This is a genomic window from Hydrotalea flava (assembly GCF_001623405.1).
GTDB classification, from domain to species: domain Bacteria; phylum Bacteroidota; class Bacteroidia; order Chitinophagales; family Chitinophagaceae; genus Hydrotalea; species Hydrotalea flava.
The window spans coordinates 1-23499 of the sequence record NZ_LUHG01000091.1 but is presented as its reverse complement, the minus strand read 5'-3'; the positions used below and the strand labels follow the sequence as shown (position 1 = coordinate 23499).

The 23499-nt window shown below is 40.8% G+C and carries 16 protein-coding genes and 2 pseudogenes; 8 read left to right on the top strand and 10 right to left on the bottom strand.

Annotation, left to right across the window (positions count from 1 at the left end):
• Positions 1 to 157: 157 nt before the first annotated feature.
• From nadA to A0F92_RS10840, 4 genes are all read right to left on the bottom strand, one after another.
• Positions 158 to 1165: a quinolinate synthase NadA gene (gene nadA / locus A0F92_RS10855; RefSeq protein WP_068245689.1), complete on the bottom strand. Its 1008-nt coding sequence runs from the start codon at positions 1163 to 1165 to the stop codon at positions 158 to 160.
• A gap of 576 nt (positions 1166 to 1741) precedes the next feature.
• Positions 1742 to 2632 (bottom strand): OmpA/MotB family protein, encoded by an 891-nt coding sequence (locus A0F92_RS10850; RefSeq protein WP_068245686.1) that lies wholly within the window; start codon positions 2630 to 2632, stop codon positions 1742 to 1744.
• Between the two features lie 62 nt (positions 2633 to 2694).
• Positions 2695 to 3270, bottom strand: a complete 576-nt coding sequence (gene nadD, locus A0F92_RS10845) for a nicotinate (nicotinamide) nucleotide adenylyltransferase (RefSeq protein ID WP_068245684.1) — start codon at positions 3268 to 3270, stop codon at positions 2695 to 2697.
• Positions 3267 to 3515 (bottom strand): FeoA family protein, encoded by a 249-nt coding sequence (locus tag A0F92_RS10840; protein WP_068245676.1) that lies wholly within the window; start codon positions 3513 to 3515, stop codon positions 3267 to 3269. The genes nadD and A0F92_RS10840 overlap by 4 nt, the downstream gene beginning before the upstream one ends.
• Before the next feature lie 73 nt (positions 3516 to 3588).
• Here A0F92_RS10840 and ybeY point away from each other — a divergent pair, with 73 nt between their 5' ends.
• The 7 genes from ybeY (at position 3589) to A0F92_RS10805 (ending at position 15389) form a co-directional block, all read left to right on the top strand.
• The gene (gene ybeY, locus A0F92_RS10835; protein WP_253810381.1) at positions 3589 to 4104 is read left to right on the top strand and encodes an rRNA maturation RNase YbeY; all 516 of its coding nucleotides are present in this window, start codon (positions 3589 to 3591) and stop codon (positions 4102 to 4104) included.
• 119 nt (positions 4105 to 4223) lie between these two features.
• Positions 4224 to 6092, top strand: a complete 1869-nt coding sequence (gene mnmG / locus A0F92_RS10830) for a tRNA uridine-5-carboxymethylaminomethyl(34) synthesis enzyme MnmG (RefSeq protein ID WP_068245673.1) — start codon at positions 4224 to 4226, stop codon at positions 6090 to 6092.
• Positions 6093 to 6129: 37 nt separating this feature from the next.
• A complete protein-coding gene (locus A0F92_RS10825) occupies positions 6130 to 7167 on the top strand; it encodes a proline iminopeptidase-family hydrolase (protein ID WP_068245670.1) in 1038 nt (345 codons plus the stop codon).
• A 158-nt stretch (positions 7168 to 7325) separates the two neighbouring features.
• Positions 7326 to 10400: an amidohydrolase family protein gene (locus tag A0F92_RS10820; protein WP_068245664.1), complete on the top strand. Its 3075-nt coding sequence runs from the start codon at positions 7326 to 7328 to the stop codon at positions 10398 to 10400.
• A gap of 47 nt (positions 10401 to 10447) precedes the next feature.
• Positions 10448 to 11767 (top strand): amidohydrolase family protein, encoded by a 1320-nt coding sequence (locus A0F92_RS10815; protein WP_068245660.1) that lies wholly within the window; start codon positions 10448 to 10450, stop codon positions 11765 to 11767.
• 99 nt (positions 11768 to 11866) lie between these two features.
• Positions 11867 to 14695, top strand: a complete 2829-nt coding sequence (gene polA, locus A0F92_RS10810) for a DNA polymerase I (protein ID WP_068245657.1) — start codon at positions 11867 to 11869, stop codon at positions 14693 to 14695.
• Between the two features lie 46 nt (positions 14696 to 14741).
• A complete protein-coding gene (locus tag A0F92_RS10805; protein WP_253810379.1) occupies positions 14742 to 15389 on the top strand; it encodes a peptidylprolyl isomerase in 648 nt (215 codons plus the stop codon).
• A gap of 50 nt (positions 15390 to 15439) precedes the next feature.
• On the opposite strand, the pseudogene A0F92_RS10800 reads toward A0F92_RS10805, so the two are convergent.
• The 5 genes and pseudogenes from A0F92_RS10800 to glk all read right to left on the bottom strand — a co-directional run.
• A pseudogene (locus A0F92_RS10800) lies at positions 15440 to 15748 on the bottom strand (lipocalin family protein); the annotation flags it as partial.
• A 101-nt stretch (positions 15749 to 15849) separates the two neighbouring features.
• The gene (locus tag A0F92_RS10795; RefSeq protein WP_068245645.1) at positions 15850 to 16356 is read right to left on the bottom strand and encodes a DUF2480 family protein; all 507 of its coding nucleotides are present in this window, start codon (positions 16354 to 16356) and stop codon (positions 15850 to 15852) included.
• Between the two features lie 124 nt (positions 16357 to 16480).
• The gene (locus tag A0F92_RS10790) at positions 16481 to 18580 is read right to left on the bottom strand and encodes a peptidylprolyl isomerase (RefSeq protein ID WP_068245642.1); all 2100 of its coding nucleotides are present in this window, start codon (positions 18578 to 18580) and stop codon (positions 16481 to 16483) included.
• A 214-nt stretch (positions 18581 to 18794) separates the two neighbouring features.
• Entirely contained in the window at positions 18795 to 19577 is a 783-nt protein-coding gene (locus tag A0F92_RS10785; protein WP_253810377.1) for a murein L,D-transpeptidase catalytic domain family protein, read from the bottom strand.
• A 107-nt stretch (positions 19578 to 19684) separates the two neighbouring features.
• Entirely contained in the window at positions 19685 to 20728 is a 1044-nt protein-coding gene (glk, locus tag A0F92_RS10780; protein WP_068245639.1) for a glucokinase, read from the bottom strand.
• A gap of 208 nt (positions 20729 to 20936) precedes the next feature.
• On the opposite strand from glk, the gene A0F92_RS10775 reads away from it, so the two are divergent.
• On the top strand, positions 20937 to 23309 hold the full coding sequence (locus A0F92_RS10775) for an ATP-dependent helicase (protein ID WP_253810375.1): 2373 nt from the start codon (positions 20937 to 20939) through the stop codon (positions 23307 to 23309).
• Positions 23310 to 23329: 20 nt separating this feature from the next.
• On the opposite strand, the pseudogene A0F92_RS16080 reads toward A0F92_RS10775, so the two are convergent.
• Positions 23330 to 23499 (bottom strand): annotated as a pseudogene (locus A0F92_RS16080) (IS982 family transposase); the annotation flags it as partial.

Sequence of the window (23499 nt, the reverse complement as noted above, 5' to 3'; positions counted from 1 at the left end):
CCCCAACAGCCATGCCCAGGCGGGGCATACATAGGCCTGGTATTACCTGAGGCAGCCTATCTAAAACCCGTATACAGCAAACTATAGGGCTATTGTTTACCAATAGTAGGCGGGTATACCGGCAGTTAAGGTAGTATTGGCGGCAGGGTATTGCCGTTTATCCTATTAAACCGGCCGCTTTACTAACTTCCATCATACGGTCTAAAGGCTTTTTGGCGGCTATGCGCAGGCTTTCTTCCATATGTATTTCGGGTAGTTCGTACAACAGGGTGTTGTACACTTTTTCTAATGTATTTAATTTCATATACGGACAATCATTGCAGGCACAATTGTTATTGGGTGGGGCGGGTATAAAGATTTTTTGCGGGTTATCTTTCTGCATCTGGTGCAGTATGCCCGTTTCTGTGGCTACAATATAGGCCTGTGCACTATCGCTATGGCTGTATTTTAATAACTGTGTGGTACTGCCTATATAATCGGCTAAGGCCAATACGGGCGCTTCACATTCGGGATGGGCCAACACCTTAGCTTCGGGATGCCGCATTTTTAAGCGGGTTATTTTTTCTACACTAAACAGTTCGTGTACCTGGCAGGCGCCATTCCACAACAACATATTGCGACCAGTTTTTTTATTCAGGTAGGCACCCAGATTACGGTCGGGTGCAAATAAAATAGGGGTATTTTCAGGTACACTTTCTATTATTTTTTCTGCATTGCCCGAAGTACAAATTATATCACTCAGGGCTTTTATTTCGGCAGAACAGTTGATATAAGAAATTACAACATAATCGGGATGTCTGGCTTTAAATTGTTTAAATAATTCTGTTGGGGCACTGTCGGCCAGCGAGCAACCGGCTTTTAAATCGGGCAGTAAAACCTTTTTATTCGGGTTCAATATTTTGGCGGTTTCTGCCATAAAATGTACGCCGGCAAATAAAATAATGGAGGCATCGGTTTGTGCTGCCTGTTTGGCCAATCCCAAACTATCGCCAATATAATCAGCAATATCCTGTATATCGGGTTCCTGGTAATAATGGGCCAGTATAATAGCATTTTTTTCCTGTTTAAGTTGTTCAATAGCACGGAACAAATCTACGGTAGGATCAGTATCCACATCTAAAAAACCTTTGTTGATTAATTGTGCTTTTGCATCGGCTATGTTCATAACTCTGGTAGTAATTTTTTAATAATATATTTTTATAAAAACCCTACTACTATTACGGGTGTGTATATCGGGATAACTTAATTATCAACAGCGTGTAAAGTTAATTGTTTTGTAGTTATCCCTATGTTTTCACAGTTTTTACACATTGTGAAACATCCGTGAAATCAGTGTTTTGGGCAATTATCCACGTATGGGTATGTTGTTGGTGGGTGTTATGCACTTTGTTGGTTTAACAGGTTATACACTGTGAATGAACCTGTATTATTTTGTGTGTATTCTCTGATCTTTTTCATTTTCTTGATTTTGGGTATGAGTTATCCTTTCTTTCAGCACAGTGTATGGAACGTAAAAACTATTTTCTAACAGTTTTTTAGAAGATGTGCACAGGATATTGTGGATAAATTTTTACGACATAAAGTGTTATTTATTAATTATATTAAATTATTTTTTTATTAATTATATTTATCTGCGGTTTTTTATGTTTTTTGTTACTGAGGGTAATTGATTTACCCCATTAAAAAAAGTTGCTTCATAGGAACGAAGCAACTTTTTGAACATATCAAGAATGATAATAGATTAATTGGCTTTGGGTTTCTCTAACAGTTTAAAGAACTGGTCTAACTGCGGTAATATAATAATTCTGGTTCTGCGGTTGGCAGCTCTTCCTTCCGGAGTATTGTTTGAGGCAACGGGCACGTATTGACCGCGTCCTGCAGCCGTAATTCTTTTTGGATCAATGCCATAATTGTTTTGTAAAATACGTATTACTGAAGTGGCACGTTTTACACTTAAATCCCAATTATCCAATAACAATCCGTTTTTAAATGGAATACTGTCTGTATTGCCTTCTACCATAAATTCTATATTGGGTTGGTTATTGAGTACCTTGGCTACTTTACCCAATACTATTTTAGCCCGATCGGTAACATCATAACTGCCGCTTTTAAACAATAGTTTATCAGAAATATCAATATACACTACATCTTTATCTACTTTAATATTAATATCACTATCCTCTAAATTACCCAGTACGCCTTTTAAATTCATAACCAGTGCCATGTTCATGGAATCCTTTTGTGCAATGGTGGTTTGTAATTGTTGTATGTAACTATCTTTAGAACTCATATTATCCATCGACTTTTTAATACTTTCTGCCTGTGATGCAGATATAACCGACAAATCTTTTAATTGATTCAATACTTGTGTATTGTTTTGTTTCAAAAAATCTACTTGTTTGTTTAAGTCATCAATTTGCCCTACCAGAATACTTTTTTGATTTTGAAGGCCTTTGATTTGATCGTCGGATGCACTAAGGTTACCCTGACAGTCGCGGTATTTTTGTTGCATTTCTAAATAGGCACCATTCAGTTGATTGTATTTTTCTTCCGACTGTCTGAGTTTTTTCGGACTAACACAGGCAAACAATAATACTGCGCAGGATAGCGCAAGGAGGCTGGTTGTTTTCATGATGACAAAACTGTTTAATAGATTAAAAAATAATTAATTCAGAATGTAAATTTATTCCCTTTTTACTTTACATAGTATCCAGCTTTCTCAATTTCTATTCGAACGGGTTCCGGTACTAAGTAGCGAATGCTTTTTTTCTCTTGAATCAATTTGCGGATATAGGTTGCAGAAATATCTAATAGGGGTGCTTTCAGTACGTTTACACCATCGGGTACTGTTTTTGGTAAAGGATGTTCCGGACGCAGGTACACCAATATAGGATATTGCTGCATTAATAAAGTATGGTTTTTCCATTTGTGGATGTTTTCAAAACTATCACTGCCCATAATCACAGCAAATTGGTGTTGCGGATATTTTTCGCTTAAATAAGTTAAGGTATCAATGGTATAAGAGGGTTTGGGCAAACCAAATTCCACATCCGATACTTTCAGTTGCATATCATCTGCTGCAATGGCCAAACGCGCCAAATGTAAACGGTGGAATTCGTTCAGTAAACCCGGTGCAGGTTTCAAAGGGTTTTGTGGGCTTACTACCAGCCAAACTTGATCTGCCGGACCATGATTGGCAATATGACTGGCAATAATTAAATGGCCGTGATGAATAGGATTAAAAGAGCCAAAGTACAGCCCAATTCTCATGAATGTGTATTTTTTTCGTTTGTGATATTATCAATCATAATGGCTGCCGCTTCATTTAACCGAAGGCTTAAAGAATAACCGGCAACGGAAATGGAAATGGGATCGCCCAATGGGGCAATTTGTTCTACTTTAATCATTTCTCCCGGCACACAACCCATTTCCATCAGCTTAATGAACAGTTCATCGTTTTTAAATGCGGTAATGGTGCCTTTGTCTCCAATCTTCAACTCACTCAATGGTTTCATAATGTGATGTGTAATAGGTTGTTATTTTTTTACGGCTTATTGAAGCAATCTATACAAAACAGCCATTCTGCTAATGTTGATAAAACACAAAAGTAAACCCATTTTATCGGGTTTAATTACGAATTTTGGTTTTAACCATCTATTTGAAACCATGCCTATTATTTATTTTCATGCAGCAGACCGACCTTTTTACTGGAAGAACAAAACCCTATTAAAAACATTTCTTTCTACCATTTTTAAAAAAGAAAAGCATTTGGGCAAACGGGTGGATTATATTTTCTGTTCCGACGAACACCTGCTGTATATGAACCAGCAATTCCTGCAACATGATACTTATACCGATATTTTAACGTTCGATTTAACCGAACAACCTGCTTCCGGTATTGTAGCTGAAATTTATATCAGTACCGATCGGGTGAAGGAAAATGCCGTGCTACACAACACCACATATCAGGAAGAATTACTCCGTGTGATGATACATGGTATCCTGCATTTATGTGGGTATCTCGATAAAACGGCCAGCGAAAAATCCTTGATGCGGGAAAAAGAGGCCATTTATATGCATACCCTTGCATCCATTTCCCAATAAACCCTACCTGTTCCACGTGGAACAATCGATGTAAAACCCATACAAAGGTTTCACGTGGAACAATACCCGCTATCTATAAAACACCTATTCCAGCGTACATTTGCAAAAAACAAGAGAACATGTTTGTTGAATATGATGTGATTGTGGTAGGTGCCGGACATGCCGGTTGTGAAGCTGCTGCTGCTGCTGCCAATATGGGTAGTAGCGTATTGTTGATTACTATGAATATGCAAACCATTGCCCAGATGAGTTGTAACCCGGCTATGGGTGGTATTGCAAAAGGACAAATTGTACGGGAGATAGATGCTCTGGGGGGTTATAGCGGTATTGTAACCGATAAAAGCATGATTCAGTTTAGGATGCTGAACAAGAGTAAAGGCCCGGCCATGTGGAGCCCGAGGGCACAAAACGACCGTATGTTGTTTGCCGCCACCTGGCGTGAAATGCTGGAACATACACCGAATGTTGATTTTTACCAGGATATGGTGCGCCAATTAATCATTCATAACAACAAAGCCTGTGGTGTAATTACCCAATTGGGTCATGAAATTAAGGCCAAAGCAGTGGTAATTACCAGTGGTACGTTTTTAAATGGCATCATTCATATTGGCGAAAAACAGTTTGGCGGCGGCCGTGTGGCCGAAAAAGCTGCTACCGGCATTACCGAACAATTGGTAGCCGAAGGCATGGAAAGCGACCGATTGAAAACAGGAACACCCCCTAGGGTAGATGGCAGAAGCTTAGATTATACCAAAATGGAAGAACAAAAAGGAGATGATACAATTACCGGATTTTCTTATTTACCCCATGTGCCCATACGGCCCGAACAACAACGAAGCTGCTTTATTACCTATACCAATAATACAGTACATGATATTTTGAAAACCGGTTTCGACAGAAGTCCCATGTTTCAGGGCAGAATTGAAGGGGTGGGTCCGCGGTATTGCCCCAGTATTGAAGATAAAATCAACCGATTTGCAGAGCGCGACCGTCACCAGTTGTTTATAGAACCGGAAGGGTGGAATACGGTAGAGATATACGTAAATGGTTTTTCTACTTCTTTACCTGAAGAAGTACAAATACAGGCACTAAAGCAGGTTCCCGGATTTGAAAACTGTAAAATATTCCGTCCGGGTTATGCCATTGAATATGATTTCTTCCCACCTACTCAATTAACCCATTCATTAGAAACCAAGGCCATACAAAACCTGTTTTTTGCCGGCCAAATCAATGGTACCACCGGGTACGAAGAAGCCGCCTGCCAGGGTATTATGGCCGGTATCAATGCCCACTTAAAAACCAAAGCGGAAGCGCCATTTATTTTAAAAAGAAGTGAAGCCTATATTGGGGTGTTGATTGATGATTTAATTAGTAAGGGCACCGAAGAACCCTACCGCATGTTTACCAGCCGCGCCGAATTTAGAACACTGCTGCGGCAGGACAATGCCGACCTGCGCCTTACCGAAATAAGTTACCACATGGGCCTGGCCGGTCAGGAAAGAATGTACCGGGTGCAAGAGAAAAAAGCAGCCGTGGCCCAAATTACAGCACAATTGCAGCAGTATCATGTAGAACCCGATACGATAAACGATTATTTAGAAAGTATTGCCTCTGCCCCATTGAATGAAAAACAGAAAGCGGCTAAATTATTATTGAGACCATCTGTTAACCTGTCTGAAATGTTGCAAAACCTGCCCGAACTGGCTGCATCGTTTCAAAACAAGGAAGCAGCACATTTGGAACAGGCAGAAATACAAATCAAGTACGAACGTTATATTGCCAAGGAACAGGAATTGGTTGAAAAAATGAGCCAGATGGAAGATTTAATCATCCCCGATAACTTTGATTACGACCGCCTGCACGCCCTTTCTTCTGAAGCCCTGCAGAAATTTAAAAAAATTAAACCCAGAACCATCGGACAGGCAGGCAGAATTAGCGGAGTAAATCCCAGCGATATTCAAATTCTCATGGTGTATATGGGCCGATAATTCCTTAATTTTAAGGCATTCATCTAAACAAACACATATGCACAAGAAAATTTGGATACCGGCACTGTTATTCATGCTGATCAGTTGTGGTTTGATGTCCTGTCACCCATCATCCCAACCCCTCACCGTTCAGGAATACTTTGCACCTCAGGATTCCGGTGTACAAACCGCCGGCATTAAAATGATTCCAATACAAACCTCGGTGGGCACTTTTCACGTATGGACCAAACGTATGGGCAACAACCCCACCATTAAAGTTTTATTGCTACACGGTGGTCCGGCTATGACGCATGAATACTTAGAATGTTTTGAAAGCTTTTTTCCAAAAGAGGGTTTTGAAATGATTGAATACGACCAATTGGGTTCTTATTACAGCGACCAGCCAACCGATAGCAGTTTATGGACACTGCCCCGCTTTGTAGAAGAAGTAGAACAAGTGCGGAAGGCGTTAGGATTGAACAAGGATAATTTTTATTTATTAGGCAATTCCTGGGGCGGCATTCTGGCTATGCAATATGCCCTGAAATACCAGCAAAACCTGAAGGGATTAATTATTTGTAACATGATGAGCAGTTGCCCTGATTACGGCAAATATGCCGATCAGGTACTGGCCAAACAAATGGACCCAAAAGTATTGGATACCATTCGTGCCATAGAAGCCCGCGGCGATTTTAAAAATCCCAAATACATGCAACTGCTGTTACCCAATTTTTACAAACAGCACCTGTGCCGTTTAGCCGAATGGCCCGATCCGGTAAACCGCGCCTTTAAACATGTAAATGAAACCATTTATACCATGATGCAGGGCCCTTCAGAATTTGGCATTGCAGGACGTTTAGCCAATTGGGATATCAAAGACCGCCTGAAAGAAATTGCCGTACCTACTTTGGTGGTAGGCGCCAAATACGATACCATGGACCCCGACCACATGAGCTGGATGAGCAAACAGGTACAACATGGCCGCTATTTGTATTGCCCCAACGGCAGCCATTTAGCCATGTGGGATGACCAGCAACATTTTTATCCCGGCGTTATCAGCTTTATTAAAGAGGTGGACAATGGCAGTTTTAAATAATATAATATTTTAATATAATTAAAAGCGAGGGTTTTTGCTTCGCTTTTTTTATGGCGTTAACCGTAAAAATCAGGTTTATCACCGAAAAAATGATGAGCGGTTTTATTCCTAAATCAAAAATAGTAGCTTTAAACCTCCTTACTTCAAAACCAAACATTATGAGAAAAGTACAACTCCTGCTATTGGGGCTTATCGTCTGTTTGATGGTGCGTGCCCAGGAAACCTTTCCGGTAAACGGGGTAGCAGACCCCCGAACCCGAGCGTATGCGTTTATCAATGCCAGCATTGTAAAAGATGCCCAAACCACCCTGAACAATGCCACTTTGTTAATAAAAGAAGGAAAAATTGTGGCAGTAGGTAATAATATAACCCTACCCGCCGATGCGGTGGTGGTAGATTGTAAAAACAAATACCTCTATCCGTCTTTTATTGATGTATATACCGATTATGGTGTTACCGTACCTACCCGCCCTGCCGGTGGTTTTAATTATATGGCGCCCACTCAGTTTACTTCTAATATAAAAGGGGCCTATGGATGGAACCAGGCCATTAAACCACAGGTAAATGCCATTGACCAGTTTAATGCCGATGATAAAAAAGCAGCACCTTACAGAATGCTGGGATTCGGAACCGTTTTAACGCATGTTAAAGACGGTATAGCCCGTGGCACCGGCGCAGTGGTAACCTTAGCCAACGAAGCCGATAATTTTGCCGTGGTAAAAGAAAAAGCATCTGCACACTACTCCTTCAATAAAGGTAGTTCAACCCAAAGCTACCCCTCCAGTTTAATGGGTTCAATAGCCTTATTGCGCCAAACCTATTTAGATGCTAAATGGTATAAAAACAAACCCGCCACCGAAGGCACCAATTTATCATTACAAGCCTGGAATAACCTGCAATCATTACCCCAAATATTTGAGGCAGATGATAAATGGAACGATTTAAGAGCCGACAGAATTGGGGATGAATTTGGTGTACAATATATCATAAAAGGCGGTGGAAACGAATACCAGCGCATGCCCGAAATCATTGCATCAAAAGCAACCTATATTTTACCGCTCAACTTTCCACAGGCATTGGATGTGGAAGACCCCAACGATGCCCGCTTTGTGTCGCTGGCCGATATGAAAAACTGGGAACTGGCACCCACCAATCCCGCCGCTTTTGAAAAAGCCAATATCACATTTTGTTTAACCACCAGCGATTTAAAAGATGTAAAACAGTTTATGCCCAACTTACGGAAAGCCATTGCCGATGGTCTTTCTGAAAAAACCGCATTGGAAGCATTAACCAAAACACCCGCTACCCTTCTGAATGTGTACGATAAAGTAGGCAGCCTCGATGCAGGTAAATTAGCCAACTTTATTATTACCACTGGTCCGGTATTTGATGAGAATACCAAAATAGTTGAAAACTGGATCCAGGGAAAAAACTATGCCATTAACCCCGCAGAATGGAACACCGTTAGTGGAGAATATACTTTGACGATTCACACACCCAAGGGAACACAGCAATACAATTTGTTGGTAAAAAACAGCACTACTGCACAAATACTACAAGCCGATACCGTTAGTGTAAAATTAAACCATGATGGCAAGGCAGTAAAAATGCAGTTTGCTTTGGAAGGCAATAAAAAAGCTGAAGGCGAACGCCCACACCGAACCGGACAATATTTATTAAGCGGCCTGGCACTGAAAGAAAACTGGAGTGGTACCGGAAGAGATGATATGGGCAATGCCTTTACCTGGACAGCCACCTATACCAAACCATTACCTGCAGAAACAGCCAATAACAGAAAAAGAATGCAAAGCAGGCCAATTGCAAAAGTAACCTATCCATTTGATGGATATGGATTTGAAGAAATGCCCAAACAACAAAACCTGCTCATTAAAAATGGTACGGTATGGACCAACGAAAAAGAAGGTGTGGTAACCAATACCGATGTGCTGATTAAGAATGGAAAAATTGCCAAAGTGGGCAAAAACCTCAGCGACCCAACCGCTACCGTGATAGATGCTACCGGCCTGCACGTTACCCCGGGTATTATTGATGAACACTCACATATTGCTGCTGCCTCTATTAATGAAGGCGCACAATCTGTTACTTCTGAAGTAAGAATTGGCGACAACCTGAATCCCGATGACATTAATATTTACCGCCAGTTAAGTGGTGGTGTAACTACTTCGCATATATTACATGGATCGGCCAATACAATCGGCGGACAAACCCAATTGATTAAATTACGGTGGGGGGCTGACGATGAGCAGTTAAAATTTGCCGGCGCTGATCCCTTTATCAAATTTGCCTTGGGTGAAAATGTAAAACGCACCACATCCCCTGCCAATAACCGTTTCCCTGATACCCGTATGGGGGTAGAACAGGTATTGGTAGATGCCTTTACCCGTGCATTGGATTATGAAGCTGCCATGAAAAAAGATCCGATTAACACCCGTAGAGATCTGGAATTGGATGCATTGGTAGAAATTTTAAATAAAAAACGCTTCATCACTTGTCACTCTTATGTGCAAAGCGAAATAACCGCTGCTATGCGCGTAGGAGAACGTTTTGGCTTCCGTTTCAACACCTTTACCCATATTTTGGAAGGTTATAAAGTGGCCGATAAAATGAAAGCACATGGTGCTAATACTTCAACCTTCTCCGACTGGTGGGCCTATAAAAATGAAGTAAAAGATGCTATTGCTTATAATGCTTCCATTATGCATAAAGTAGGATTGAATGTTTGTATCAATTCAGATGATGCAGAAATGGCACGCCGTTTAAATCAGGAAGCAGCCAAATCTATTAAATACGGTGGTATGAGTGAAGAAGATGCTTTAAAAATGGTAACCATTAATCCTGCCAAAGCCTTGCATGTAGACAATAAAGTGGGTAGTATTAAAGAGGGCAAAGATGCAGATATTGTGATTTGGTCAGCTAATCCGTTGAGCATTTATGCATCAGCTCAAAAAACCATTGTGGATGGTATTGTTTATTTTGACAGGGAAAGAGATGCACAATTGCGTAAAAAAATTCAGGAAGAGCGCAACCGCCTTATTCAGAAAATGATTGGTGAAAAAAGAAACGGAGCTCCGGTAATGCGGGCACAACCCAGTTGGCAATATGTATTGAGTTGCGGTGACCACGACCATCATGATGGCATGATAACAATTGATATCAGCGAAGACGATGGTATTTCAGCCGCCACTTTAGAAACCATTTCTCAAAATAAATAAATTCATTCCAACAATAGGATGAACCTTACATCAAAAAATTAGGAATCATGAAAAACATTAAAATAACCCTCATACTTGCAGCCTTGTTCCTGATGAACGCTGCCGCCTTTGCGCAGGATGATGTTTTGCCTGCAAAACCCTATATGGGCCGGTTGTTTATTACCAATGGCACCGTACATGTTGGCAATGGTAGTGTAATCGATAAAGCTACTATTGAAGTAAACAATGGAAAAATAGTGGCCATACATACCACAGAAGTTGCCATACCTGCCGATGCCAAAAAAGTAGATGCTACCGGCAAACAGGTATATCCAGGTTTAATTTTATCCAATACCGATTTAGGTTTAAAAGAAATAGCCAATGGCGTACGTGGCAGTAACGACTATTTAGAATTGGGCGATCTAAATCCGAATGTACGGTCTATAGTAGCTTATAATACCGATTCAAAAATCATTAATACACTTAAAGCCAACGGTATACTATTGGCGAGTGTAACACCAGAAGGCGGCAGCATTAGCGGCTCCTCTTCTGTTGTACAATTAGATGCCTGGAATTGGGAAGATGCCGCTTATAAAATGGACAATAATATTCACATGAATATGCCCAGCTTTATTCGTCGCCCCGGTAGAAGATTTGGTGCTGTTAACCCGGAAAATATGCCCGACCCGGCCATAGCAGCCTACGAAAAAATAGAAGAACTGAAAAACTTCTTCCGCCAGGCAAAAGCTTATTTGGCAGAAAGCAAACATGCACAAACTAATTTAAAGTTTGAAGCCGTAAAAGGCTTATTCGATCAAAGCAAACATTTGTTCGTTCATGCCGATCAGGTAAAACAAATGCTGGCTGCCATTGATTTTGCCAAAGAATTTGGATTTAAAGTAACCATTGTAGGCGCCAGCGATAGCTACCAGATGGCCGATTTATTGAAAGCCAATGATATTTCAGTAATTTTAAATCAGGAACATGCCTTGCCTACAACAGAAGATGATGATATAGACCAGCCCTATAAAACCCCCGGCGAATTGCAAAAAGCAGGTGTGTTATTTGCCCTAAATGATGCTTTTGATGAAGCTCGCTACCGCAACCTCATGTTCAACGCCGGCACTGCTGCTACTTACGGCTTAACCAAAGAGCAGGCACTGCAAGCCATTACCCTAAACAGTGCCAAAATTCTGGGTATTGATGACAGAACCGGTTCACTTGAAGTAGGAAAAGATGCGAATATTGTAGTAAGCGATGGAGATATTTTAGATATGCATTCCAGCATTATTCGCCATGCCTTTATTCAGGGTAGAGAAGTGAGTTTGGAGAATAAACAAACCGAACTGAACAGAAAATATTTAACCAAATATGGTTTAACGCAGTAGTGGAGCCCAATATGCACAAAAACCAAAAAGAGGTTGCCCCACCACAAATGGCAGCCTCTTTTCTTTTTCGCCTCCGCGCATTTCTATACCTTAGCTGTTATGCAGAAAAAATTATTTTTATTAGATGCGTTTGCGCTCATTTTTCGCGCTTATTATGCATTGATACGCAGCCCCAGAATTACCAGCAAAGGCAAAAACACCAATGCGCAGTTCGGATTTACCAATACACTGATTGAATTAATGAACAAGGAAAAGCCCACCCACCTGGCCGTATGCTTTGATATGGAAGAGCTCACTGAGCGCCATACCGATTTTGCAGATTATAAAGCCAACCGTCAGGAAACTCCGGAAGATTTACTGGCCGCTATTCCCGATATAAAAAAAATTATAGAAGCCTTCAATATTCCGGTAATTGGTATACCCGGCTATGAGGCCGACGATGTGATTGGCACACTGGCCTGGGAAGCCCACGATGCGGGATATGAGGTATTTATGGTTACTCCCGATAAAGATTATGGCCAGTTGGTGCGGGATGGTATTACCATTTATAAACCCGCTTATCAGGGTGGCAATGTAGAATTAATGGGCCCCAAAGAAGTTTGTGAAAAATGGAATATCGATAGCATTAGTCAGGTAGTAGATATGCTGGGCTTAATGGGCGATGCGGTAGATAATATTCCCGGTATTCCCGGTATTGGCGAAAAAACCGCCGCTAAATTATTAAAAGAATATGGCACGCTGGAAAATGTATTGGCCAATGCCGACAACATAAAAGGAGTCTTGGGCGAAAAAATAAGAGCCGGAAAAGAGAGTGCTATTATCAGTAAAAAATTAGCCACCATTATTACCAATGTTCCGGTAAGTTTTCATGAAGAAAATTTTCGATTAAAGCCATTCGATAAAGAAAAACTGATTGAAGTATTTACCGAATTAGAATTTAAAACTTTAGGCAAAAGAGTATTGGGAGAAGATTTGCCTGCCTTTACCACAGCCCCTCAAGCCATACAAACCGATTTATTTGGTACACCCGTTACACCTCAAAACAACTATGCAGTAAAACCGGCCGCTTACACCAATCCAACCCTATTAGCAGAAAATTTTGGAATGAAAGATAGCAGCAATACTGCGCACACCTATCATTTAGTAAATACACCCAACGCTATTCAACAGTTAATAGAAACCTTGTTACAGCAAAAAGAAATAGCTTTTGATACTGAAACCACCGGCATAGATGCCAATCAGGCACAGCCGGTAGGTATGAGCTTTGCATTTCGTGCACATGATGCTTATTATGTACCCGTTCCCAAAGAAAAATCAGCTGCTGCCGCATTGTTACATCAATTTTCACCATTGTGGAGCCGCGAAGATGTATTATGGATCGGCCAAAATATTAAATACGATTTATTGGTTTTAAAATGGCAGGGTATTGAGTTAAAAGGTAAAATTTTAGATACCATGTTGGCTCATTATGTAATTGAACCCGATGGCAAACACAATATGGATGGACTGAGCGAACAGTATTTGCATTACCAGCCTATTTCAATAGAATCATTGATTGGTAAAAAAGGAAAAGGGCAAGGCAATATGCAGGATGTTGAATTAGAAAAAATAAAAGAATATGCAGCAGAAGATGCCGATATAACCTTGCAATTAAAACAGGTTTTGTTGCCGTTGGTAAAAGAAAAACAAGTGCAGCAGGTATTGGACCAGATAGAAAATCCGCTGGTGCCCGTACTTACCCGGATGGAATATGAAGGCGTAGCCGTTGATGTTGATTTTTTACATGCCTACAGTAAAACCTTAGCTACCGAAGCCAAAGCGGCAGAAGAAAGCGTATACCAGCAAGCCGGTGTGCGGTTTAACCTCGCCTCGCCCAAACAATTAGGTGAAGTGTTGTTCGATAAACTGCAACTAGACCCATCTGCCAAAAAAACAAAAACTGGCCAATACCAAACAGGTGAAGATGTATTGACCAAGCTGGCGGCAAAGGGCCATAAAATTGTAGAAGATATTCTGGCATTCCGTGAGCTCACCAAACTGAATTCTACCTATGTAGAGGCGCTGCCTGCCTTAATTCACCCCATCACCGGGCGGGTACATACTTCCTATGCACAGGCCGTAGCTGTAACCGGGCGGTTGAGTAGCAACAATCCCAATTTGCAAAATATACCTATCCGCAGCGATCGGGGCCGGGAAATCAGAAAAGCTTTTATTCCCCGTAAAAAGAACCGATTTATAGTAAGTGCCGATTACTCACAAATTGAATTACGCATTGTAGCTGCCATTAGCGGCGATGCCAATATGTGTACTGCCTTTAAAGCTGGAAAAGACATTCATACCGCAACGGCAGCTAAAGTATATGGCATTGATGAAACAGCCGTAACCAAAGAAATGCGCTACAAAGCCAAAAGTGTAAATTTTGGCATTATTTACGGTCAGGGTGCTTTTGGTTTAGCCGATAATCTGGGCATTTCCCGTACCGAAGCCAAAGAAATTATCGACAATTATAAAAAAGAATTTCCGGGCATTACGGCCTATATGGAAAATACCATTGCATTTGCACAAAAGCATGGTTATGTAGAAACGCTGATGGGCAGAAAGCGCTGGTTAAAAGACATTAATTCCGCCAACTTTACCGTTCGCGGATATGCAGAACGCAATGCTATTAACTCGCCTATACAGGGAACGGCAGCCGATATGATTAAATTAGCCATGATAAAAATTGATGCAGCCCTGCGCAAAGAAAAATTGCGGTCGGTGATGATTTTGCAGGTACATGATGAATTGGTATTTGATGTAGTACCCGAAGAATTGGAAATGATACAACCCCTCATTTTAAACAATATGCGGGAGGCATTGGTATTGCCCAATAAAGTACCCATTGAAGCAGAAATCGGCATTGGTAAAAACTGGTTAGAAGCACATTGATGGGAGGTGAATTTTACATCAATAAAGATGAATTGAATGAAAAGCAATGAAAAAGAAAGACATTCTAGTTAATGGCAATACCATCAATCAACAATGGCAAGTGCCAATATGGTTTGGGTTATTGTTGGCAATGATTACAACTTTCTGGGGCTGTAAACCTCAAAAGCATTATACCCGTCCGCACGTACAAATTGAAACAACTTTAGGATATATTGAATTAGAATTATACCCCGAGAAAGCACCTAAAACAGTAGCAGCTTTTTTGAGTTATGTAGATTCCGGTTACTACAAAAGAGCCAGTTTTTATCGTGTGTTGAACGATTTAAACCAACCCATGAATGCACCCAAAACCGAATTGGTACAGGGTGGAATCTGGAAAACCAATCATCAATTGGCCACTTCAGTACCCGGTATACCGCACGAAAGTACCAAAGCAACTGGTTTGCGGCATGAAGCGGGTACGGTATCCTTAGCCAGAATGGCGCCCGGCACCGCTGGCACAGAATTTTTTATTTGTATGGAACGAGAGCCCGGACTGGATTATGGCGGCGCCAATATGGATGATAAACAGGGCTTTGCGGCTTTTGGTAAAGTAGTGAAGGGGATGGATGTGGTTGAAAAAATTTACAATGGGAGCGATTATAACCAGTACCTCGATCCGCCAGTTGTAATTTTTAATATGCGGCGCTTATAAAAATACGCACCATTGCAATAGCAGCGCAGGGGTATTTAAATAGGCCCAATTTATTGTTTTTGCAATTCCATTTTTTGAATATTTCCTTGACCGTCGGTGGTTTTCCAAACCTGGTATTTGGCTTTATTGGTAACAATAATCCATGATTTTGGGAACTGTGTATTATCGCTGTTCAATGTAACGTTTTGTCCGTTAATTGTGTAGGTAAAAGGCTTTTGGTCGTTGGTTTGGTTGCCCAGAATAGAATAACTCAGCGATTTTACACCGCTACCATCTTTCTTAAACTGAATGGTACCCACATTGCTGGCTTCTGCATTCTGCTGATTGATATTGGTTTCCTGAAATTTTACAATATTCCAGGTTCCGGTTAATCGTTGTTATAAACTGCAGGCACTCAATAATAATGTGGCTGCAAGAATGGTACCGAGTGTTTTCATTTGTTTCATCATCATTAAAAATTTCATTTTTTCTTAAAAACAGGCACCGTACTGCAAGGTTCGCCGTACATGATGCTTTTTACATAAGGTTGTAATTGTTGGGTAATGGCAACAAAAACAGATTCTGGAACCGGCGTATCACCACATCCTTTTATCACTACCCGCTTGTTGGTATAAGTTGGTGCCTCTAAAGCTTTAATATTTTGTATCCAAACAAATTCCAATGCTTTTTCAGGTGTACCGCAAAATATAGTTTTGGCTACAGGTGTTAAATAAGCGCTTACCAACATGTACGCCCACATAGGTATAATGGCATCGGCAGTGCAATGAATGGCAACAATGGCGCCGGTATACTGTTCCCAGTTTACCGCTTGTAATGCCGCTCTGAAGTCTTTTTCTTTTAAAATAAGCTCCATGAAAAGATACTCTTTCAAATCGAAAGAGCGCAGCGGTTCGCTGGGCGAAAAGCCAGCTAAATCCAAAGTAATTAATCCACTTTCAGCTACCTTATTAACAATGGGTGTTTCCATATTTTAATGTTATTACCATCACAAAGATACAACTTGTTATGGGTGTGGTTTTTCGTAATACGATAAAAAAAGGCTTCCGGAAACAACCGGAAACCTTTTGAAGTGGTTGATACAAATGAATGAACTAATAAAACTTGCTGCGGTAATCTTTTACTATGGCCGATTTGCGCAGGGCATCCATACCTCTGTAAATGGCCATTCGTAAAGATTGTAACAGGGTTTGTTGAATGGTTTGTGTTTCTTCTGCAATAGCTGGTTTACTGTTAATGGCGTTTACCTGTAAAGCAAATACCCCATTACTGCCGGCAATAGGCGGTGTAACTTTATTGAGATAAGCTTTATTGAAAGAAGCGCCGGTAAATTTTGCATCGTTACCAATGCCAGTAATAAACGGACTGCTGAAAGAAATGCTGTCTGCTTTTTGAACTGAACTACCGGTGGCGGTTGCATAAGTATTTAAATCAACCCCTGTTTTAAACTTCGTATCCAATAAAATTTTCGCTTTCTTTTCATTGCGAACAATGGGTTCAATCAGCGGTCTTAAAACAGCTGCTGGCGGTAAGCCCGGTTTAATGTCTGCAATAACAATAGGAACCACATAATTATTGCCTATTCTTACCGGTTCTTCATCTACATCACCTACACTATGGTCATAAATCCAGCGTACCAACTGGCGGCTATCACCCAAATTGGGAATATTGTAATCGTTCTCTTTAATGTCTTCAGCCGTTAAAATAGGTTTATTCATTTTAGCAGCAGTAGCATCAAAATCTTTTTTGTTTTTACTGAGAGAGGCAAACTGAGCTGCGGCATTAACAGCTGCGGCATCGGTTTCATTGCTAACGGTAATGGGTTTAGCATAATAAGCAATTTTGTAGGCAGGAGAAGAACCCTTTTGTCCCAATACTTCTACATAATGTAAGCCATATTCGGTGGTAATAACCCCTTTGCTACCCACGGGTTTTTCAAAACTGAAATCATTAAAGGTAGGAACCATGCGTCCGGTAGTAAAATAATCGTATACACCGCCAGTGCTTTTGTTACCATCATCAGAATATTTTAAGGCAACAGAATCAAATGGAACACCAGCCTTTAGCTGCATTTCAACAGTGTCCATAATTTTACGGGCGGCGCTATCTTCTCTCACTCTTTGTAATACACCTGATTGCGGGTCTTGCTGGTGGGTGGCCACTAAAATATGGCGCACTTTGGCAGAATCGGGTAATTGTTTAACGGCAATTAGTTTAGCAATTACATATTCATTTCCATCTAAATAGGGACCATACACACCATTAACAGGTAATTTAGCAATAGAATCAATGCTTTTTTGTTTGATTTGATTTTTAGAAATAAAGCCATCATAAAAAGGCAAATCAGATGTGTTTTGTGCAAAGAAGGTGTTGATGTTGGTATTGGTAGCCAAATCCGCTTTTTTGGCCAGCACTTGTTGAAAGGCTGCCATTGAATCGGTCGCACTTGGGTTGGCATCAAAGGTTACATAAGCGATACTGCGGGTTTCTTCATCGTGTTTGTATTCATCTTTATGTTTGCTGGCATAAGCCATAATTTCATCATCACTTACTTTAACCGAAGAGTCGGGTATGGCACTATAAGGCGTATATACATAAGAAACGTTGGAGATTAGATTGTTATCGGATGCAGTTTTGGTAACCAACCATTTAGGAACATACATGGCTTGTTGCAACAAAGCCTGATATTTGGCCTGTAAAGCCTGTTGAATGGCCGGCTTAATATAAGCCTCTTCTACCTGCGCCATTTGTTGTGTATTCTTCGATTTTTTCAATTGTTCAAAAGCCGATTTAGCTTCATCCACCATAAACATACCGGTTTTAGGGTCGGTAAATTCCCGCTTTAACGGCGAGGTCATGGGGTTAAATAAAATATTGCTCACTTCTTTTGCCGTTACAGTAAGTCCTAGTTTTTTGTATTGCTGATCCATAATAATGGAAGCCACTTCATTATTCCATAACTGGGCAATGGTTTGTTCGCGGTTGGCGCCACGGCCACCATACATGCTTACTTTTTCTTCAAAGTCGGCACGCTCAATACTTTGGCCATTTACTTTACCGATAACCGTAGTATTGGAAAAGAAATTTCCCCTGCGAAATGAACCATCTTGCAGAATAAAGGCCAGTAACGCCAATGCAATAATGCCAAAAACAAACCAGGCTCCTTTGTCGCGAATGCGTTGAATAACAGACATAACTATAATTGTTAGTAATAAATTTTATAAGGATGGCAAAAATAGGGGATTAAGTTTATTGCACAAATTGTGGAAAAATTACCAAAAGGCAATGTGGTTGTCTAAAACGGGTCACTACAACAATCCCATCCCAGTTTTTGGAAAATCGTTGTTTCGGGAAGGTTTAGGTGCTTTGTTCTGCAACAGTAACAGAGTATGCTAGTACTGCCCTGTTTTATAAACTAAAGTTGGCTGCTGTGGAAAAATTGCCGGAAAGCGAATCGAGTAATTGGCTGATTATGGCAGATGCTGTCAGATAATGTTCACTGGGGCTGTAAGTAAAAACACAAGACCCGTTTTTAATGGTTTGAATAATAGCCGGGGCAAGTTTGGGAGGCAGTGCAGGGCAGCCCTCGCTGCGGCCCAGATAGCCTTGTGCTTTTATAAACTTTTCACTGGCATAAGGTGCTGAATGTATTACGATACCTCTGATGTAGGCATTGTCATTAATACCTGGTTCTAAACCATTTAACCGTAGTGCAAAACCATGTTTGCCGCGATAAGTGTTTTCAGTAACATAAAAGCCTAAACTGCTTTTGTAACTATTGGCCCTGTTCGAGAATTGGGTGGCCATTAGTTTGCCGGAATTTTTTCCATGTGCCACATAGGTATTGTACAACAATGCCCCATGCAACAAGTCAATTACAAATAATCTTTTTTGTGAAGAAGGTAAACTAAAATCAATAATGGTTAAAACAGCATCGTTTTGAATTTTACCTGCTTGTAATAATTCCTGCATTCCGGCCAATGCCATTTTGTAGGCTGTAAAGGATAGACCTTTGTAGCCTAAAGCCAATTGCTGGTAAAGGGATAAATGGGTAGACGGGGCAATATTTTTGAGCGGAATATGACGATTTTGAGGGCTATACGCAAAGTTTGGCGCAAAACTAAACATCACCGGAAGGGCAATGATACATAGGATAAATTGGACTGTTTTTTTACTTTTCAACAACATCATGCTGCACAAATAAATTTCAAAAAGAATGCAAACTACTTGAAATAGCGAAAAAGTAGTGCCACCTGCAAAATTTATTAACCTTTCTTTAACAAAGCAATTATATTAAATTACTGCATTCCCAACCAGGCATAGTAGCCGGCCCCCAATAAAGGCGCTTGTTGGTTCAGCACCACATGAACGCTTACTTCGGCCAATAGCTGACGCATTCTGCCACTGTTTTGAAACGTTTCATCCCAAACAGCAGCATTTAATAAAGGCAACACTTTGGGCGCAATGCCCCCGGCCAGATAAAGCCCCCCGGTAGCTTTGTATTTCAGAATTATATTAGCCGCCTCAATAGAAAGGTATCGGTTAAACAATTGCAAGGTTTCCAGGCAAACCGGGCAGGAGCCATCCTGTGCCGCTTTGCTGATGGCTGCAGCCTTATCAGATGCTGTTTGAATACCCGATAAAATCGGATCCGGGCATTTCTTGGCCTCTTTTAGTACTAAAAAATCCCAGATGTTTTCAATGCCACCACCACTGAGCAATCGTTCCCAGCTAACATGCGGATATTTTTCCATTAAAAAATGCATCAAGGCAATATCCTGGTGGGTGCGGGGGGCAAAATCGCAGTGCCCGCCTTCTGTGGCAAAGGGATGGTAAGCGGTTCCATCAAAGTACATTCCCGCTTCGCCCAAGCCCGTGCCTGCCGCCAATATGCCAATATTACCCGGTGTTTCATTTTTTCCCTTGTGTAATATGTGCAGCTCATTGGGAGCAACGCCTGCAAGGCCATAAGCTGTGGCTTCCAGATCATTTAAAATGGCCACCGGACAGTTATGCATCAATCGGCTGATATCTTTGCCATTAATTTCCCAGCTTAAATTGGTAAACTTTACCGATCCTTCTATAATAGGGCCAGCTACTGAAAGGCAAATGCGCTCCGGCACGAGCTGATCTTTTAAAAAATCGGTCAGAATTTCCTGAAAGGAATGATAGTCTTTACTGGTATACCGTTTTTCTTTTATAGAGGTAAATCCCTGGCCATTCACTTTAAACAAAGCAATGTTGGCTTTTGTACCACCAATATCGCCTGCTAATACCAAAATATTATCGGGTGCTGCCTGCAAATGAGGGAAAGCAATCGGAAGATGTAAAGATGGATTCATAATAAGCGGCAAGTTAGTATAAATGATTTATTTGTGCCGCCAATAGCCTGTTGAAATTTTTGCCCGAAAGAATATGCACATACTGTTTGAATACCAGACATAGCTGTTATCTTGCAGTGCAGAATATGGCGAAAATATACGCCGGTAATCAGCAAAAAGGATACTATTGAATTTACTATAATCAGGTTCTGTCAACAGAGCCGAATGAATGAGAATGACACAGCCCAATTACTTAAACGGATTAAATGAACCCCAGCGTGAAGCGGTAACCACCATCAAGGGCCCGTTGTTAATTATTGCCGGAGCCGGTAGTGGAAAAACAAAAGTATTAACTACCCGGATTGCGCATTTAATGGCCAATGGGGTAGATGCCTTTAATATTTTAGCATTAACTTTTACCAATAAGGCAGCGCAGGAAATGAAAGAGCGGGTAGAAAGGATTTTGGGCAATCATGATGCACGAAACTTGTATATCGGCACTTTTCACAGTGTATTTGCTCGTATTCTCAGGGGCGAAGCACATCGGTTGGGCTACCCCAGTAATTTCACTATATATGATACAGATGACAGCCGTTCTGTTTTAAAAACCGTGATTAATGAATTAAATTTAGACGATAAGCACTACAAGCCCAACATTGTACACAACAGAATTTCATCGGCTAAAAATGCATTGGTTGGTCCGGCTGAATATGCCACAGATTATTACATTCAACAGGAAGATATGCGTGCCAACCGCCCCGCTATTGCACAGGTGTATGCAGCCTATGCGGCACGCTGTTTTAAAAACGGGGCGATGGATTTTGATGATTTATTGTTCAAAATGTATGAGTTGCTGAAAACCCATAATGAGGCGCTATATAAATATCAAAACAAGTTTAAATATATTTTGATTGATGAGTACCAGGATACCAATCCGGTACAATATCAAATTACCAAACTGCTGGCGGCCATTCATGAAAATATTTGTGTGGTGGGCGATGATGCCCAGAGTATTTACAGCTTTCGCGGAGCCACCATCGAAAATATATTGCAGTTCCAAAAAGATTATGATGATGTAAAGCTGGTAAAATTAGAGCAAAACTACCGCAGTACCGATACCATTATTAAAGTAGCCAACGAAGTAATTAAAAACAACAAGGGACAAATACCCAAATTATTATGGACCGAAAATGCGACCGGCGAAAAAATTAAGCTGGTACGCACCATGACCGATAATGAAGAAGGAAAGTTTGTAGCCGATACCATTCAGGAACAAAAACTGCGCAACCATTACGATAATAAAGATTTTGCTATTTTATACCGCACCAATGCCCAAAGCCGTTCGTTTGAAGAAAGCCTGCGCCGCATGGGCATACCGTATAAAATTTATGGCGGCCTCAGCTTTTACCAACGGAAAGAAGTGAAAGATTATATTGCTTACTTACGGGTAATTGTAAATACCAGAGATGAGGAAGCGCTGAAAAGAATTATTAACTATCCTGTTCGGGGTATTGGCAAAACAACTATCGAAAAAGCAGTGATTATTGCCAATGAAACAAACACCACATTATATGAAGTGTTGCAATCGGCCGCAGCCCATGGGTTTAAAGGCGCTACGTTGGAATCCATTCAAAATTTTGTAACCATGATTCGCTACTTTCAAACATTGATGGCAGGCAATAATGCGTATGAAGTGGCGGTTCAGGTGGGCAAACATACCAATTTGGTGAAAGAGTTGTTTAATGACAAAACTACAGAAGGCCTGGCCCGTTATGAAAACGTGCAGGAACTCATGAACTCAATAAAAGAGTGGACAGAGATGCCCGATAATGAAGAAGGCGAAATGGTAGATAAATCGCTTGGCAGTTATTTACAGCAAATAACCTTATTAACAGATGCAGATAAAGATACTGACCCCGATGCAGATTCAGTAAAACTAATGACCATTCATGCCGCCAAAGGGCTTGAATTTAAATGTGTGTTTGTGGGCGGTATTGAAGAAACGCTGTTCCCCAATGCAATGAGCATTAATTCAAGAGAAGAATTGGAAGAAGAGCGCCGCTTGTTTTATGTAGCAGTAACGCGTGCCAAAGAAAAGCTGTGGTTAAGCTATGCCAATGCACGCTATCGTTTTGGAAGCCTTGTTCAAAATGAACCCAGTCGCTTTTTGGAAGAAATGCCCGAATCATTGTTAGATAAAAGTTATGCCGGAGGCGGTGCAAGAAACAATGCCGGAAATGGGTTCAATAACGGTAATGCCTTTCAGCGCATGCAAAGGGGTATGGGTTATTCCGATACAGATGCTGCAGAAAAAAAGTATGGCTCCCCTCCTTCCAAGAAACAGCCTTCCAAACCCGCTTATATGCCTGTTACCCCACCACCACCTAAATTAACGGTGCATGTACCCTCTCCCGATTTTGAACCCGGTGATCCCTCTGATATGGAAGCCGGCCAAACGGTTGAACATCAGAAATTTGGTTTTGGAAAAATTGTTAGAATAGAAGGTGGTGCACACAATCCTATTGCTACCATTCAGTTTGAACACAATGGCGAAAAGAAAATTATGCTGAATTATGCAAAAATCAGGATTGTACAGAAATAATTAATTCCAAGTTTCCTGTTTTAAATAATCGCCTTTACTTGAAAAGCAAAAACGAATAGTAATATTTTAAGCAAGAATCCATCCTTTGTAACTGCATGAATTGACTGGGGTGTCAGTTCTACAATTTCGCTAATGGTGGTTTCTATGCGTTTTCTCATGACATTCTTTATAAACCTCTGATAAGGTTTGT

Bases quoted from the DNA above. Each gene is read 5' to 3' on its own strand.
- nadA (WP_068245689.1), bottom strand. From the start codon at position 1,165: ATGAACATAGCCGATGCAAAAGCACAATTAATCAACAAAGGTTTTTTA.
- A0F92_RS10850 (WP_068245686.1), bottom strand. From the start codon at position 2,632: ATGAAAACAACCAGCCTCCTTGCGCTATCCTGCGCAGTATTATTGTTT.
- nadD (WP_068245684.1), bottom strand. From the start codon at position 3,270: ATGAGAATTGGGCTGTACTTTGGCTCTTTTAATCCTATTCATCACGGC.
- A0F92_RS10840 (WP_068245676.1), bottom strand. From the start codon at position 3,515: ATGAAACCATTGAGTGAGTTGAAGATTGGAGACAAAGGCACCATTACC.
- ybeY (WP_253810381.1), top strand. From the start codon at position 3,589: ATGTTGATAAAACACAAAAGTAAACCCATTTTATCGGGTTTAATTACG.
- mnmG (WP_068245673.1), top strand. From the start codon at position 4,224: ATGTTTGTTGAATATGATGTGATTGTGGTAGGTGCCGGACATGCCGGT.
- A0F92_RS10825 (WP_068245670.1), top strand. From the start codon at position 6,130: ATGCACAAGAAAATTTGGATACCGGCACTGTTATTCATGCTGATCAGT.
- A0F92_RS10820 (WP_068245664.1), top strand. From the start codon at position 7,326: ATGAGAAAAGTACAACTCCTGCTATTGGGGCTTATCGTCTGTTTGATG.
- A0F92_RS10815 (WP_068245660.1), top strand. From the start codon at position 10,448: ATGAAAAACATTAAAATAACCCTCATACTTGCAGCCTTGTTCCTGATG.
- polA (WP_068245657.1), top strand. From the start codon at position 11,867: ATGCAGAAAAAATTATTTTTATTAGATGCGTTTGCGCTCATTTTTCGC.
- A0F92_RS10805 (WP_253810379.1), top strand. From the start codon at position 14,742: ATGAAAAAGAAAGACATTCTAGTTAATGGCAATACCATCAATCAACAA.
- A0F92_RS10795 (WP_068245645.1), bottom strand. From the start codon at position 16,356: ATGGAAACACCCATTGTTAATAAGGTAGCTGAAAGTGGATTAATTACT.
- A0F92_RS10790 (WP_068245642.1), bottom strand. From the start codon at position 18,580: ATGTCTGTTATTCAACGCATTCGCGACAAAGGAGCCTGGTTTGTTTTT.
- A0F92_RS10785 (WP_253810377.1), bottom strand. From the start codon at position 19,577: ATGATGTTGTTGAAAAGTAAAAAAACAGTCCAATTTATCCTATGTATC.
- glk (WP_068245639.1), bottom strand. From the start codon at position 20,728: ATGAATCCATCTTTACATCTTCCGATTGCTTTCCCTCATTTGCAGGCA.
- A0F92_RS10775 (WP_253810375.1), top strand. From the start codon at position 20,937: ATGAGAATGACACAGCCCAATTACTTAAACGGATTAAATGAACCCCAG.